The following is a 14,673-nucleotide window of genomic DNA, read 5'->3' as shown; positions in this document are numbered from 1 at the left end:
CATCAAGATGCCACGCGTGTTCGTCTCTTTTCCCACGAGGAAATCACCATGTCTGATCATTCGCACCCGACCCGCACGCTGAGCCCGGTGGCCGGCACCGCTGTTTCGACCTCGCTGTCGGACAGCAGCCGTCGCGTGCTCCGCAACACCTACGCCCTGCTGGGCCTGACGCTGGCCTTCAGCGCGGGCATGGCAGGCCTGGCCATGGCCCTGAACGTGCCCTCGCTGGGCCTGATCGTCACCCTGGTGGGCTTTTTCGGCCTGAGCTTCTGGGTGCAGAAAACCGCGCACAAGGCTCAGGGCCTGCTGGCCGTCTTCGCCTTCACCGGCTTCCTGGGCTTCACCATGGGCCCGCTGCTCAACGCGGTGCTGAACCTGCCCCACGGCCCGGCCGTGGTCACGCAGGCGCTGGGCACCACGGCGGTGGCGTTCCTGGGTCTGTCGGCCATCGCCCTGACCACCAAGCGTGACTTCAGCTTCATGGGCAGCTTCCTGATGATCGGCTGCCTGGTCGCCTTCGCGCTGGGCCTGGGTGCCATCTTCTTCGAGATGCCCGCCCTGAGTCTGGCGGTGTCGGGCCTGGTCGTCCTGCTGATGAGCGGCATGATCCTGTTCGAGACCAGCCGCATCGTCAACGGCGGCGAGACCAACTACATCCTGGCCACCACCAGCCTGTACCTGTCGGTCTACAACCTGTTCAGCGCATTGCTGGCCTTGTTCGGCATGGGTGGCAACAGCGACGAGTGAGTGATTCGGCCCGGCGCCTGACGCCGGACGAAAAGAAGCCCGAGCCGGTCACCGGCCGGGCTTCTTGCTTTTCTGAGGGCCCATGATGGCCTCGGACGAAGCGCCCTTCAAAGCGCCTGCAAGCGCGCCCGCACCTCGGCCGCTTCGCGCATCACGCGCGCCACGATCTCGGCCACCGGCAGCACATCGTGCACCAGCCCCTGGGACTGCCCGATGAGCTGCACGCCATCGTCGTGGTTGCCCTCGTGGATGGCCTTGCGCATCGCCAGCGTCGCGGCGCCGAAGTAGGCCACCTTCACCGCCCCCACCACGCCTTGCTGCATGGCTTCGCGGGCCAGGTGGTGCAAGGGCGTGTTGAGCTCGCGCGCGGCCTTGAGCGAACGCGTGATCGCCACCGGCGGGCTCAGCCGATGGGCCGTGTAGCGCTTGCCACCCGGGGTCTTCATCACGCGGCAGGGCCAGGTGTCGAAGTTCGGCGAGTAAATGGTCTCCTCCGCCTCTTTGGACACGATGAGCCGCTTGGTGTCCGCGTGCACGGGGCTCTCGGCCGAGCTGGCAAAGCGCGTGCCCATGGCCACAGCGTCGGCGCCCAGCGCCAGGGCCGCCACGAGGCCACGCCCATCGGCCACGCCACCGGCGGCGATCAGGGGCTTGTCTGTCATGTCGCGCACGGCGGGGATCAGCACCATCGACGTCACCGCGCCACCGTGGGCCGCGGCCTCGTGCCCGGTCACGATCAGGCCGTCGGCGCCGGCATCCAGGGCCGAGCGTGCGTGCGCCTCGCTGGAGATCGTGGCGATCACCTTGCCACCATAAGCGCGCACGCCTTCGATCACCCACTCGCCTTTGCCCATGGACACGTTGACCATGGGCACCCGCTCTTCAATGGCCACGCGTGCGCACTCGGCCGCGCCGGGCAGGCCCAGGCTGCAACCCACGCCGAAGGGTTTGTCGGTCAGGCGGCGCACCTCGCATATGGCCTCGCGGCAGCCTTCGGGCGTGAGCGCACCGGCCGCCAGGACGCCCAAGCCGCCTGCGTTCGAGACGGCGGCCACGAGAGACGGCACGGCGATGTAGGTCATGCCGGGCAGGACGATGGGGTGAGCGATGCCGAGCAGCTCGGTCAGGCGGGTGCGCATGGGGACAACAGCGAAGTGAAAGTGCTCAGGCTGCCGAGGCCGATGCCAGTTGGCTGTCGGCCCGCTTGCGCAGCCAGTGCAACAAAGTGGTGTACATCAACCCCGTGTCGAGGGGCTTGCCCAAGTGGGCGTTCATGCCGGCAGCGTAACAGGCCTCGCGCTCGTCTTGCAGCACGCTGGCGGTCATCGCGATGATGGGCAGTTCGGCCAGCCCAGGCATCTCGCGGATGCGGCGCGTGGCGGTCAAGCCATCCATGTCAGGCATGTGGATGTCCATGAGCACCAGGTCGCAAGGGTGGGTCTGCAGGTGCTCGATGGCCTGGGCACCGGTCTCGGCCACATCGGGCGTGATGCCGACCATGTCGAGCAACTCGGTGACCAGGAGGCGGTTGATGGCGTTGTCGTCGGCCAGCAGGATGTGAGCGCCGCTGAAACGCTGGCGCAACTCGGCCAGGGCGTCGGCGGTTGTGTCTGCAACCCGGGGTGCGCGAATGGGCAAGCCGGCCTGTGCACCCAAGCCAGGTTCTGCGCCCGAGGGCCCGAGCGGTTGCGCAAGTGGGGCACTCGTCGCCAGCACCGGCATGGCCGGCAAGCGCACCGTGCACCAGAAGGTGCTGCCTTCGCCCAGGCGACTCTCGACCCCGATGCGCCCGCCCATGAGCTCGACCAGGCTGCGCGTGATGGCCAGGCCCAGGCCCGTGCCGCCATGACGACGGGTGGACGATTCGTCGGCCTGCACAAAGGCATTGAACAGGCGCTGTGCGTCGGCCGATGAAATGCCGATGCCCGAGTCCGTGACCTCGATGCGCAACATGCCGGCCTGATCGAGCGGGTGCACGCTCAAGCGCACCGATCCGCGGTCGGTGAACTTGACCGCGTTGCTCAGCAAGTTGAGCAGGACCTGCGACACGCGGATGGCGTCGCCACGCACCCAGCTGGGCATGCCGGTGGTGTCCAGCTGCAGCCGCACGCCTTTGTCGGCGGCTCTGAGGGCCACCAGGTCGAGCGCCTGCTGCACCGTCGCATGCAGGTCGAAAGGCTCGTCCACGAGGGTGAACATGCCGGCCTCGATCTTCGAGAGGTCGAGCACGTTGTTGATGATGTCGAGCAGGTGATCTGCGGCCTGCTGCACCGTGCCCAGGCGGTCGAGCTGCTCGGGGTCGCGCACGGCCTGCCTGAGCAGGTAGGTCATGCCCATGATGGCGTTCATGGGCGTGCGGATTTCGTGGCTCATGTTGGCGATGAAGGCGCTCTTGGCGCGGTTGGCCGACTCGGCCCGATCACGGGCTTGCTGCAGCTCCTGCGTGCGCTCGGCGATCATCTCCTCGAGGTGATCGCGGTAGGCCGCGAGCTCGCCCACGCGCGCCTGCACGCCAGCTTGCAGCTCGGCCAGTGCGGTCGACAGCAAGGCCACCTCGTCGCCGACGTCACCCGGCTCATCGAAGCGGGCTGGCTTGCCAGCACGCAGGTCGCGAGCGGTGCGAGCCAGTTGGTCGATGGGACGCACGATGCGCCCGGTCAACCACCAGATCAGCAGCATGAAGGCCAGCGCGCCCACCATGCCGCCCATCACCAGGCGCCGCTGCAGTGCCTGAATGGGACCAAAGACGCGCTCGGGGTCCTGGCGCAGCACCAGTGTCCAAGGGCCCTGGGCGGCATCCGGTGACCAGCGCAAAGGCACGACGGAGGTGAGTTGCTCTCCCATGTCAGGCCAGGCCAGCACACGCGAGCGGCCATCGGCTCGGACCTGCTCGAAGCCGGCGGGCCGCGCGAGGCGACCGCTGAGCGCAGGCGGGCCGATGGAGACCGAGTCGTCTGGCGACAGCAGCACCGTGTGACCCGGTCCATCCAGGCCGTCGGTCAAGGGATGGTGGCGCTCGCTCACCCGTCGCCAATTCAAGCGCCCGACGATCACCCCGATCAGTTGGCCTTCCGGGTCGATGACGGGGGCGGCGACGTCGATGAGCTGTGGCACCTGCCCGTCCGGGTCGACGGGCAAAAATCGCGCGAGTCGGCCAGCGGCTTGGGGGCGTCCGACCCAGGCCTGCTTGCCACCTTCCTGGAACCAGTTCTCTGCCGAGGCATCGGTTTGCTCCAGCCTGGCCCCCGTGGCCGAAATGATCAGCCCGCCTGCGTCGGTCAGGGCCAACCACTCGAATTCGGGCGCGTGCTCACGCAATTGCTCGAGCTGCAGCCGCGTGCTGCCCAGGTCCTGCAAGCCGCTGGCGACTTCGGGCCTGGCGGCCAGGCGCTGCACCCGCTCGACATGCCGCCGCAGGGCCTCGGCCATGCCATCACCCACGACCTGCGCCTCACGGCGCACGGACCGGTCCACCGCATCGAGCAACTGGGCACGCTGGCCATGAGCCACCCACCAAGCCAGGATCAGGGCAAACACCACCCCGCCGGTGCCTGCCAGCAAGGTGAACCGGGCACGCAGGCTGCGCCTGGGGGACAAGGTGGCCAGCAGGCCGGAGAAGGTGGAAGGCACGTTGGGACCGATGTGAGCGCCCACGCAAAGCGTGTCCGGAGATCTGAAGTATCCTGAGGGACGAGTCCTTCGTCACCCGGGCATGCCCCCGGTGATCGATCGGGTCAGTGGCCCAGACAGCGGCCTGCCTCCATTCTGACGGAAGCTGCTCATGAACCTGCATCGATGTGAGTGCCCCCTGAAGGTCAGGGCGGCTTTGACGCTGGCGGCCCTGCTGCCGGCCCTGTGTGCGCAGGCGATTGCACAGGAGTTGGTGGTCGCCACGGTCAACAACGGGCACATGCTGACCTTGCAGAAGCTCACGCCCCATTTCGAGCAGGCCCACCCCGGGGTGCGCATCCGCTGGGTGGTGCTGGAAGAAGATCAGTTGCGCCAGCAGGTGACGCGGGACGTGGCCACGAAGGCCGGCCGATTCGACATCCTGACCGTGGGGGGTTACGAGGCCCAGGTCTGGAGCGGCCGAGGCTGGCTGCGCGCACTCCAACCCAGCGCTCGCTACCAGGTCGACGACCTGCTCTCGCCCATCCGCGACGCCCTCACGCACCAGGGCCAGCTCTACGCCCTGCCTTTCTACGGCGAAAGCACCATGACCCTGGTGCGCCGCGACCTGCTCAAGCAAGCCGGCATCCAACTGCCTGCGCAACCCACCTGGGAGCAGGTGGCCCATGCCGCGCGCAAGCTGCACGAGCCCGGCAAAGGCCAATTCGGCATCTGCCTGCGCGGCAAACCGGGCTGGGGCCAGAACATCTCGCTGCTCACCACCATGGTCAACACCCACGGTGGGCAGTGGTTCGACATGGCCTGGCGACCGCAGTTGCAAAGCCCTGCCTGGCGGCAAGCGCTGACACTGTATGCATCGCTGCTGCGCGAGGCAGGCCCGCCCGGTGCCATCGCCAACGGCTACAACGAAAACCTGGCGCTGTTCTCGGCGGGGCGATGCGCGATCTGGGTCGACGCCACGGTGGCCGGCGCCTTCGTCAACCGCCCTGCGGAGTCCCAGGTGGTCGATCGCGTTGACTTCCTGCAGGCGCCTGTGGCCAGCACGCCCAGGGGTGCCCACTGGTTGTGGACCTGGTCGCTGGCCATCCCGGCAGGCTCGAGTCAGCCGGCGGCGGCGCAGTCGTTCATCGAGTGGGCAACCTCCCGCGAGTACACCGAACTGGTGGCGCGCGAGGTGGGCTGGCACGCTGTGCCAGGCGGCACCCGCCGCTCCACGTACGCAGCGGCGCCCTTCCGGCGCGCCAACCCGCACGCCGAGGTCGAACTGCAGGCCATTTTGTCGGCCGACCAGGCGCGCCCCACCCTGCCCGCGTCGCCCTACGTCGGCATCCAGTGGGTGGGCATCCCGGAGTTCCAGGCCATTGGCTCGGCCGTGGCCCAGGAGGTTGCGCGGGTGCTGGCCCCCAGTCCGCCGAGCATCGACGAGGTGCTCGCGCGCTCGCAGAAGCTGACCGAGCGCAAGGTGCGAGAAGCCGGCTACCTCAAGCGCTGAGCACGGTCGCACCCCGGCACAGCGTCGATCCGGGACAAGGCTCGGCCCGGCCACGCTGCATGGCTCAAGCGACGGGCGATTCGGTCGAAAAGCTGGAAGGCCCGTCGATGAACCTCGGGTCGAATCCCTTGCCCACCGCTCGGAGCGACCACGGCCCAGGCCCCCATGCAGCCATCGATTCCCACGTCAGCCCACCGCAAAAGCGGCCTGGGCGCCAAGCACATGCGCCGGGTGGCCTTGTTGCTGACCGTGTGCGGGTGGCTCACGGCCGTCATGACGCTGGGCTGGGCGCTGGCTCTGCTGCACCTGGTTGGCTGGCAAGCCGCGCTGATCCCCGCCCCGGGCGTGCTGGCCGGAGGGCTCGCCGTCTGGTTTGCCAGCCGGGGGCGCCCTTACCTGGGCGGCGCCATCCAGTGCGGTGCGCTGTACGTCGTCGTCTGCCTGACCTGCGTGTTCCTGGACCAGACCACCGCCCAGATGCCACGCACGGCCCACCTGTTCCTGGTGCCACTGGCCACCGGCATGTACATGGGACTGCGCGGTGCACCCAAGGTCTGGCGCCATGGCATCGTCGCGTTCATCTTCCTGACTTTTGTGGTGCTGGGCTGCACCACCCTGGTCGGCCAACCCGCCCACAACCTGTCAGATGAGCTGCGCACCATCGGCGGCAAGGTCAACACCCTGGCGGCCGCCCTGGCCATGTACCTGGCGATGCACATCATGCAAGCCGATGTGGAGGCTCGCAACGCCTACGAGGCCGACTTGCGCGAGGCCATCCGCCTGGGGCAGCTGGCGCTGCACTACCAACCGCAGGTCGACCAGGACGGCCAGATGCTGGGCACCGAAGCCCTGCTGCGTTGGCCTCACCCGCGGCGCGGCATGATTTCGCCGGCGGAGTTCATCCCGTTGGCAGAAAAGACGGGGCTGATCCTGCCCATGGGCGACTGGGTGCTGGACACGGCCTGCCGCCACCTCGCCGAGCTGGCCAGCGAGCCCACCACCGCACAACTGACGATCTCGGTCAACATCAGCGTGCACCAGGTCCGCGAGCCGGACTTCGTGGTCAAGGCCGTGGCGGCCATCGAGCGGCACAAAGTGGCCCCGCAGCGCCTGAAAATGGAGCTGACCGAGAGCGTGTTCGCCCGCGACATGGACGACCTCATCGGCAAGATGAAGGCACTCAAGCAGTACGGTGTGTCCTTCTCGCTGGACGACTTCGGCACGGGTTACTCGTCGCTGTCCTACCTCAAGCGCCTGCCGCTGGACCAGCTCAAGATCGACCAGGCCTTTGTGCGCGACCTGCTCACGCAACCGCGTGACCTGGCGATCGCCAAGACGATCGTGGACCTGGGCACCACGCTGAACATGGCGGTGATGGCCGAAGGGGTGGAGACCCGCGAGCAATTGCAGATCCTGCAAACCATGGGCTGCCGGCAGTTCCAGGGCTACCTGTTTGGCAAACCGATGCCCATAGAGGCCCTGCGCGAGCACGTCCTGCGCACCCACTCGCTCACGCCGCTGCTCACCCCGGCCCCGCCCGCCGGCGAGGTGAACACTTTAGACGAGCCGTGCTCAGGGGCACCGGTGCGCGCCTGAAACCTTCAGCCCGGCAGGCACAGGCTGGCCGCGAGTTCTGCCGCGCTGGCCTGTGGCGCCCAAGCCAGGCGCGCCAGCATAGGTGCCTGCAGGCGCCGCCGCAGCGTGTCCACGTTCTCGTCCTGAGCCGCCATGTCAGGGTCGACGTGGTTGGCAACCCAGCCGGCCAGCTTGAGCCCGCGCGATGCGATGGCCTCTTGCGTGAGCAGTGCGTGATTGAGGCAGCCCAGGCGCATGCCCACCACGAGGACGATCGGCAGTCGCAGGCGCACGGCCAGGTCGGCACTGGTGGCCCACGACCCTTCGGCGGTGATCGGATCGGGCTCGCTCAGGGGCACGATGAACCCCCCTGCGCCTTCGACCACCACCGCATCGGCGTGCTGGCGCAGGGCGTGAAAACTCGCCTCGATGTGATCGAGGTCGATGGCTTCACCGGCGCGGCGCGCAGCCAGGTGCGGCGAGAGCGCATCGGGCAGCGCGTAGGGGTTGTCGAACACCGGGGGCACAACCAGGGTGCCGGCTGCACGCAAGGCGGCCACGTCCTCGTTGAGCCACTGACCATGGGCCGCGCCTTGGGCGTCTTCACAGGTCACCCAGTCGCAGCCCGCCGCCACCGGTTTCATGCCGACGACGCGTGCATGACCCGCCTGGTGAAGGGCCCGCAGCAAGGCCGCGCTGACGCGGGTCTTGCCCACGCCCGTGTCGGTGCCGGTGACGAAGTAAGCGACCATCTCGGCCTCCTGTTGATGAGATCGGGGCGAAGGCTTGTGAACGGGGGCCGAGGCGCTCAGGCCAGCGGGTGGGCGCGCTCGCCAGCTGGGGGCAAGGCATCGACTTCGGCCAGCACCAGGTCGAGCACGCGCAGCAAACCCTCGGCGAGGTGGCGCTGGTCATCGGGCGTGAGCACGTAGGGCGGCATGGCGTAAAGGGTCGAGCCGATGGGGCGCAGCAACAGTCCGGCGTTCAGCGCGGCGCGGTGGTAGCGCGCGGCGAACGTGGGCTCGTTGGTGTCGATGTCCCAAGCCCAGATCATGCCCAGGTGACGGCTGGCCTTGACGCGCGGGTGACGGCGCAGCGGCTCGGTCAGGGCGTTGAAATGCGCGGCGGCTTCGCGGTTGCGGGCCAGCACGTCGTGGCCCTGCTCGTCGCGCGCCTCGAAGGCATCGAGCACGGCCAGCGCAGCGCGGCAGGCCAGCGGGTTGCCGGTGTACGAATGCGAATGCAAAAAGCCGTGCGCGCTGCGGTCGTCCCAGAACGCTTCATACACCGCGTCGGTGGTCAGCACGGCCGACAGCGGCATCACGCCCCCGGTCAAGCCCTTGCTCAGGCAGATGAAGTCAGGACGCACCGCCTGGCCGCCTTCGCCAATGGCCTGCTGATGCGCGAACAAGGTGCCCGTGCGGCCAAAGCCCACGGCGATTTCATCGGCGATCCAGTGGACCTCGTGCTGGTCGCACAGGCGGCGCACGGCCACCAGGTAGGCCGCATCGTGCATGGCCATGCCTGCGGCACCTTGCACCAGGGGCTCGAGGATGAGCGCGGCGGTTTCGTGTGCGTGCGCTTGCAGGTAGGCCGCCAGCGCGTCGATGCAGTGCTGCAGGTGCTGCTCAGCCGACACGCCAGGCGGGGCTCGGCGCGGGTCGGGCGAAGGCAGCGTGGCGCTCAGGCGCAGCAACGGCGCGTAGGCCTCGCGGAACAGCGGGATGTCGGTGACGGACAAGGCGCCGGCGGTTTCGCCGTGGTAGCCGCCTTCGAGGCCAATGAAGCGGTGCTTGCCCGCACAGCCTCGGTTGCGCCAGCTGTGCGCGCTCATCTTCAGCGCGATCTCGGTGGCGCTGGCGCCGTCGCTGGCATAGAAGGCGTGGCCCAGGCCCGTGAGCCGGCCCAGCCGCTCGGAGAGCTCGACCACCGGCGCGTGCGTGAGCCCGGCCAGCATGATGTGGTCAACGCGGTTGAACTGATCGGCGATCGCTTCGCCTATCGGCGCGAAACCGTGCCCGAACAGGTTCACCCACCACGAGCTGACCGCGTCCAGGATGCGGTGCCCCTGATCGTCAACCAGCCAGGGCCCTTGCGCCTGCACGATCGGGCGCGGCGGCAGGTGCTCGTGCACCTTCATCTGCGTGCACGGGTGCCAGACGGCCTGGCGGCTGCGCTCAGCCCAGCTCATGGCTCAGGCCTGCGGCCGGTAGACGCAGCGGTCACCCGCCGCGCGCGACACCGCCACGGCCGAGACCTGCGGGATCTGCTGGTGCACCTGCGCAAAGATGAACACGCACAGGTTTTCCAGCGTGGGCGCGCCCAGGCCAGCCACCTCGTCGAGGAAGTGGTGGTCGAGCTGGTTGCGGATGCCGGCGATCACCCCGCGCAGCACGGCCAGGTCCACCACCATGCCGCTGTCAGGCTGGCGCTCACCGCGCACCATGACCTCGGCCGTGTAGGTGTGCCCGTGGATGCGGCGGCTGCCTGCGGCCTCTTCGGGCGAGACCTGGCGCTTGAGCGTGTGCGCGGCATCAAAGGAAAAGGTCTGGCTCAACTCGAACATCTCGGGAATCCTTCAGCGGGAGGGCGCCTGGTGCATCGCGCGTTTCAGCGGATGCCCAGCGTCTTGTGGGTCTGGACACTCAGGCTCCAGCGCGGGTGGTCCAGGCACCACTGCACGGCCCATTGCATGGCCTCGCGTCGGGCCTTCGGGTCGGCGCTGTCCATGGCCTGCACACGCAGCTGCTCAAAGCCCAGCTTCTCGAACGCGAGCAAGTCATCTTCGGTGAAACCGGCTTGCGGCACCACCACCTTGAGCTCGTGCCCGCCAGTCTGCACCAGGGTCGATCCCGCCTTGGGGCTGATGCACACCCAGTCGATGCCGGCAGGCGCGGCGATCGTGCCGTTGGACTCGACGGCGATTTCAAACCCCTGCGCATGCAGCGCATCGACCAACGCCGCGTCCAGCTGCAGCATGGGCTCGCCACCGGTGATCACGACGAAACGCTGCCCCTGGGCTCCGGCTTGCGACGCGGGCCAGAACGAGGCGATGCGTTCGGCCAAGGCAGCCGCCGTGTCGAACTTGCCCCCGCCCAGGCCGTCGGTGCCCACGAAATCGGTGTCACAAAAGCGGCAGACGGCGGTGGCACGGTCGGCCTCGCGGCCCGACCACAGGTTGCAGCCGGCAAAGCGACAGAACACCGCCGGGCGACCGGCGTGGCTGCCTTCGCCTTGCAGGGTGTAGAAGATTTCCTTGACGCTGTAGCTCATGAGATGCCGATGTGGCTGCCAGGATTCGTGCGCAGGAGCGCGCGGTTGAATGAGATGGACGAGGGAATGTCGAACGATGCTCAGCTCAGCGCAGACCGGTCCACCACACCGAGAGGGCCGAAGCCAGCACCAGGCCGGCGTAAGTCCACATGGCGCCATCGCGCCCCAACACCAGCAGCCCCAACACCAGCACCACCAGGTTGACAGCAGCCGCCAGCTTCACCTGGCGCCACCAGCCTGCCGACGCCAGCGATTTCCACCAGACGAGACGCGCCAGCGAAGGCACCAGCAGGGCCATGGCCACCGCCGGCAACAGAAAATTCACGACGTGGCTGAGAAATTGGACCAACACTTGCACCCCACCACGACCTTCGCCCAGGATCATTTCCCCGCGCGAGCCCGAAAGCAAACCAGCGATTTTATAATCTTTGCCCATGACTGTCCTGACCCTGGGCTTGAACCACCACACGGCCGCCGTAGACCTGCGCGGCCGATTTGCTTTTGCGGTGGACCAACTCGCCCCGGCGCTCAAGCACCTGCACGAGCGCCTGACCGGCTCGCCACAGTCCGCCCAGCCTGAAGTCGCGCTGCTGTCGACCTGCAACCGCACCGAGCTTTATTGCGCCGCCGGTGGCGTGGGCGCCTCGCCCGAAGCCCTGCGCCACATCGCGGTCGACTGGCTGGCCCAGATCGGCCGCGTCGGCCCCGACGAGCTGCTGCGCCACACCTACCTGCTCGAAAACAGCCAGGCCGCGCGCCATGCTTTCCGCGTCGCCAGCGGGCTCGACTCCATGGTGCTGGGCGAGCCCCAGATCCTCGGCCAGATGAAGCAGGCCGTGCGCGAGGCCGACACCGCTGGCACCCTGGGCACCACGCTGCACCAGCTCTTTCAGCGCAGCTTCGCCGTCGCCAAAGAGGTGCGCACCTCCACCGAGATCGGCGCGCATTCCATCAGCATGGCCGCCGCCGCCGTGCGCCTGGCCGCCGAGCTCTTCGAAGACCTGGGCCGCACCAAGGTGCTCTTCGTGGGCGCCGGCGAGATGATCGAGCTCACTGCCACGCACTTCGCGGCGCGCAACCCGCGCGCCATGGCCGTGGCCAACCGCACGCTCGAGCGCGGTGAAAAGCTCGCCACCCACCTGGGTGCCCAGGCCATCCGCCTGGCCGACCTGCCCGATCGCCTGCACGAGTTCGACATCGTCGTCTCCTGCACCGCCAGCACCCTGCCCATCATCGGCCTGGGCGCGGTCGAGCGCGCCCTCAAGGCCCGCAAGCGCCGCCCCATGTTCATGGTCGACCTGGCCGTGCCGCGCGACATCGAACCCGAGGTCGCGCGCCTGGGTGACGTCTACCTATACACCGTCGACGACCTCTCCGCCCTGGTGCAAACGGCTGGCGAAAAACGCCAGGCCGCCGTCGCCCAGGCCGAAGCCATCATCGAGACTGGTGTGCAAGGCTTCGTGAGCTGGCTCGACCAGCGCACCACCGTGCCCCTGATCCAGGCCCTGCAGGCCCAGGCCGACGACTGGCGCGCCACCGAGATCGCGCGCGCCCGCAAGCTGCTGGCCAAGGGCGAAGACATCGAGGCCGTGATGGAAGCCCTCTCGCGCGGCCTCACGCAAAAGATGCTGCACGGCGCCCTGGCCGAGCTGCACAGCGCCGACGCGCGGCACCGGCCACAGGTGGCGGCTTCGCTGTCGCGCCTGTTCCTGCGCGGTGAGCCCCCCCGCGTTCCTCCTGTGGGCCCAACCGCCACCGGCCAACGCTCACCCAGCGACCCCACGTCCACGCCAGCCTCCACAGGTCACCTCCGTCCGCCCGGCCCCAGCGCGGAGCCCGACGCGTGAGCCGCTCGCTCGCGCCCGCCCTGGCCTCATCGCTCGACCGCCTGGCCCGCCGCCTGCAGGAACTCGACGCGGCCCTGGCCGACCCCGCCGTCGCCGCCGACAACCGCCGCTTTCGCGACCTCTCGCGCGAGCACGCCGAGGTCAGCGCCGTGTGCGACCTGGCCCAGCGCCACACCCGCCGCCAGCAGGACCTGGTCGAGGCCAGCGAGATGCTGCAAGGCGCCGGCGACGACGCCGACCTGCGCACCATGGCGCAAGAAGAAGTCACCCAGGCCGAAGCCGACCTCGAGCAGCTCATCGACCAGTTGCAAACCGCCCTGCTGCCCCGCGACCCCGACGACGCTCGCCCCGCCTTCCTCGAAATCCGCGCCGGCACCGGTGGCGAAGAATCGGCCCTGTTCGCCGCCGACCTGGCCCGCATGTACACCCGCTTCGCCGAACGCAAGGGCTGGCGCTGCGAGGTGATGTCGGCCAGCGACTCCGACCTGGGCGGATACAAGGAAATCGTGCTGCGCTTGGAGGCCGAACGCCCCGACCCCACGGTGCTCACCGGCGTCTACGGCCAGTTGAAATTCGAGTCCGGCGGCCACCGCGTGCAGCGCGTGCCCGCCACCGAATCACAAGGCCGCATCCACACCAGCGCCTGCACCGTGGCCGTGCTGCCCGAGCCCGACGAGGCCCAAGAGGTGCAGATCAACCCGGCCGACCTGCGCATCGACACCTACCGCGCCAGCGGCGCCGGCGGCCAGCACATCAACAAGACGGACTCGGCCGTGCGCATCACGCACATCCCCACCGGCATCGTCGCCGAGTGCCAGGACGACCGCAGCCAGCACCGCAACAAGGCCAAGGCCCTGGCGGTGCTCGCCGCGCGCATCCGCGACCAGGAGCGCATCGCCCGCCAGGCCAAAGAAGCCGCCACCCGCAAGGGCCTCGTGGGCAGCGGCGACCGCTCCGACCGCATCCGCACCTACAACTTCCCGCAGGGCCGCCTGACCGACCACCGAATCAACCTCACGCTCTACAAGCTGGGCGCGGTGATGGAGGGCGAGCTCGGCGAGGTGATCGCCGCGCTGCTGTCGGCCCAGGCCGCGGAGCAACTCGCCGAGCTGGAGGCCGCGCATGGCACCTGAGCACGCCCCGCTGCCGCCGGGCGCCACCGTCGCGCTGCCCACGAGCGCCACGCCAGCCGACGCCTTCTCCCCGGCCCCACTCACCGTCGCAGACGCCCTGAACCAGGCCCGCGATGCCGGCCTCGATCGCCTCGACGCCCAGCTCATCGTCGGCACCGTGCTGGGCGTCTCGCGCAGCTGGGTGCTGGCGCACGACCGCGACCCGCTGCCCACAGAGCACCTGCCGCGCCTGCTCGACTGGCTGCGCCGTCGCGCCGCAGGCGAGCCCTTCGCCTACCTGCAAGGCGAAAAGGAATTCTTCGGCCTGCTGTTGCGCGTCACGCCCGACACCCTCATCCCCCGCCCCGACACCGAAACCCTGGTGCACTGGGCGCTGGAGTTGCTGCCAGGTGACCAGGCGCGCACCGTCGCAGACCTGGGCACCGGCAGCGGTGCCATCGCCCTGGCGATCGCCAGCCAGCGCCCCCAGGTCCAGGTCACTGCGGTCGACTTTTCGGCAGGCGCCCTGGCCGTGGCCCTGGGCAACGCCGAGCGCCTGGGCCTGCGCCAGGTGACAGGGCGACAAGGCAGCTGGTTCGAGCCCCTGGCCGGCCAACGCTTCGACCTGATCGCCAGCAACCCGCCCTACATCGCCGAAGGCGACCACCACCTGGCCGCCCTTCACCACGAACCCCGCACCGCCCTGACCGCCGGTCCGGATGGCCTGGACGACCTGCGTCACATCACCCGCCAGTCACCCACCCACCTGAAACCAGGCGGCTGGTTGCTGTTGGAGCACGGCCACGACCAGGCGCCACAAGTGCAACAGTTGTTGCAAGCGGCCGGTTTCACCGACGTGAGCACCCGCTTCGACCTGGGGGAGCGACCCCGCTGCACCGGAGGCAGGTGGCCTGGGGCCCTCCAGACCACGGGTTAAACCCATGCACGACCAGGAGCGCGCTCGCTAGCCTTGTCCTCCCACCGCGCCCAACCCATC

Annotated in this window: 13 protein-coding genes; 6 read left to right on the top strand and 7 right to left on the bottom strand. The window is 68.8% G+C overall.

The annotated features are described in order from the left end of the window. Nucleotides 1-48 precede the first annotated feature (48 nt). Nucleotides 49-747 carry a Bax inhibitor-1/YccA family protein gene (locus tag ABG80_RS15720; RefSeq protein WP_152987656.1) on the top strand — a complete coding sequence of 233 codons (699 nt, stop codon included), beginning with the start codon at nucleotides 49-51 and terminating at the stop codon, nucleotides 745-747. Nucleotides 748-854: 107 nt separating this feature from the next. Here the strand turns inward: ABG80_RS15720 and ABG80_RS15715 are convergent, their stop codons facing one another. Next, the gene (locus tag ABG80_RS15715) at nucleotides 855-1,886 is read right to left on the bottom strand and encodes an NAD(P)H-dependent flavin oxidoreductase (RefSeq protein WP_058088542.1); all 1,032 of its coding nucleotides are present in this window, start codon (nucleotides 1,884-1,886) and stop codon (nucleotides 855-857) included. A 25-nt stretch (nucleotides 1,887-1,911) separates the two neighbouring features. Next, a complete protein-coding gene (locus tag ABG80_RS15710) occupies nucleotides 1,912-4,377 on the bottom strand; it encodes an ATP-binding protein (RefSeq protein WP_152987655.1) in 2,466 nt (821 codons plus the stop codon). Between the two features lie 151 nt (nucleotides 4,378-4,528). Here ABG80_RS15710 and ABG80_RS15705 point away from each other — a divergent pair, with 151 nt between their 5' ends. Together ABG80_RS15705 and ABG80_RS15700 are read left to right on the top strand one after the other, a co-directional pair. Further along, nucleotides 4,529-5,869 (top strand): ABC transporter substrate-binding protein, encoded by a 1,341-nt coding sequence (locus ABG80_RS15705; RefSeq protein WP_058088540.1) that lies wholly within the window; start codon nucleotides 4,529-4,531, stop codon nucleotides 5,867-5,869. Between the two features lie 165 nt (nucleotides 5,870-6,034). Then, a complete protein-coding gene (locus ABG80_RS15700; RefSeq protein WP_058088539.1) occupies nucleotides 6,035-7,465 on the top strand; it encodes a putative bifunctional diguanylate cyclase/phosphodiesterase in 1,431 nt (476 codons plus the stop codon). 5 nt (nucleotides 7,466-7,470) lie between these two features. Here the strand turns inward: ABG80_RS15700 and bioD are convergent, their stop codons facing one another. The 5 genes from bioD to ABG80_RS15675 form a co-directional block, all read right to left on the bottom strand. Next, on the bottom strand, nucleotides 7,471-8,196 hold the full coding sequence (bioD, locus tag ABG80_RS15695; RefSeq protein ID WP_058088538.1) for a dethiobiotin synthase: 726 nt from the start codon (nucleotides 8,194-8,196) through the stop codon (nucleotides 7,471-7,473). Nucleotides 8,197-8,252: 56 nt separating this feature from the next. Then, a complete protein-coding gene (bioA, locus tag ABG80_RS15690) occupies nucleotides 8,253-9,635 on the bottom strand; it encodes an adenosylmethionine--8-amino-7-oxononanoate transaminase (RefSeq protein ID WP_058088537.1) in 1,383 nt (460 codons plus the stop codon). 3 nt (nucleotides 9,636-9,638) lie between these two features. After that, nucleotides 9,639-10,010, bottom strand: a complete 372-nt coding sequence (locus ABG80_RS15685) for a 6-pyruvoyl trahydropterin synthase family protein (RefSeq protein WP_058088536.1) — start codon at nucleotides 10,008-10,010, stop codon at nucleotides 9,639-9,641. A 44-nt stretch (nucleotides 10,011-10,054) separates the two neighbouring features. Next, nucleotides 10,055-10,717, bottom strand: coding sequence for a 7-carboxy-7-deazaguanine synthase (queE, locus tag ABG80_RS15680; RefSeq protein ID WP_058088535.1), 663 nt, complete (start codon nucleotides 10,715-10,717; stop codon nucleotides 10,055-10,057). An 85-nt stretch (nucleotides 10,718-10,802) separates the two neighbouring features. Continuing rightward, nucleotides 10,803-11,042, bottom strand: coding sequence for a hypothetical protein (locus ABG80_RS15675; RefSeq protein ID WP_235513884.1), 240 nt, complete (start codon nucleotides 11,040-11,042; stop codon nucleotides 10,803-10,805). 109 nt (nucleotides 11,043-11,151) lie between these two features. Between ABG80_RS15675 and hemA the strand changes: the two genes are divergently transcribed. The 3 genes from hemA to prmC are packed head-to-tail and all read left to right on the top strand — an operon-like array spanning nucleotide 11,152 to nucleotide 14,613. Continuing rightward, the gene (hemA, locus tag ABG80_RS15670) at nucleotides 11,152-12,564 is read left to right on the top strand and encodes a glutamyl-tRNA reductase (RefSeq protein WP_083506163.1); all 1,413 of its coding nucleotides are present in this window, start codon (nucleotides 11,152-11,154) and stop codon (nucleotides 12,562-12,564) included. Next, complete coding sequence (gene prfA / locus ABG80_RS15665) at nucleotides 12,561-13,697, top strand: peptide chain release factor 1 (protein ID WP_058088534.1); 1,137 nt, start codon at nucleotides 12,561-12,563, stop codon at nucleotides 13,695-13,697. Before hemA ends, prfA begins: the two co-directional genes overlap by 4 nt. Beyond that, nucleotides 13,687-14,613, top strand: a complete 927-nt coding sequence (gene prmC, locus ABG80_RS15660; RefSeq protein ID WP_083506162.1) for a peptide chain release factor N(5)-glutamine methyltransferase — start codon at nucleotides 13,687-13,689, stop codon at nucleotides 14,611-14,613. The genes prfA and prmC overlap by 11 nt, the downstream gene beginning before the upstream one ends. Nucleotides 14,614-14,673: the final 60 nt, after the last annotated feature.

Source organism: Aquabacterium parvum (assembly GCF_001447195.1).
In the GTDB taxonomy this organism is placed as follows: domain Bacteria; phylum Pseudomonadota; class Gammaproteobacteria; order Burkholderiales; family Burkholderiaceae_C; genus Aquabacterium; species Aquabacterium parvum.
This window is presented reverse-complemented; position numbering and strand designations above follow the sequence as displayed.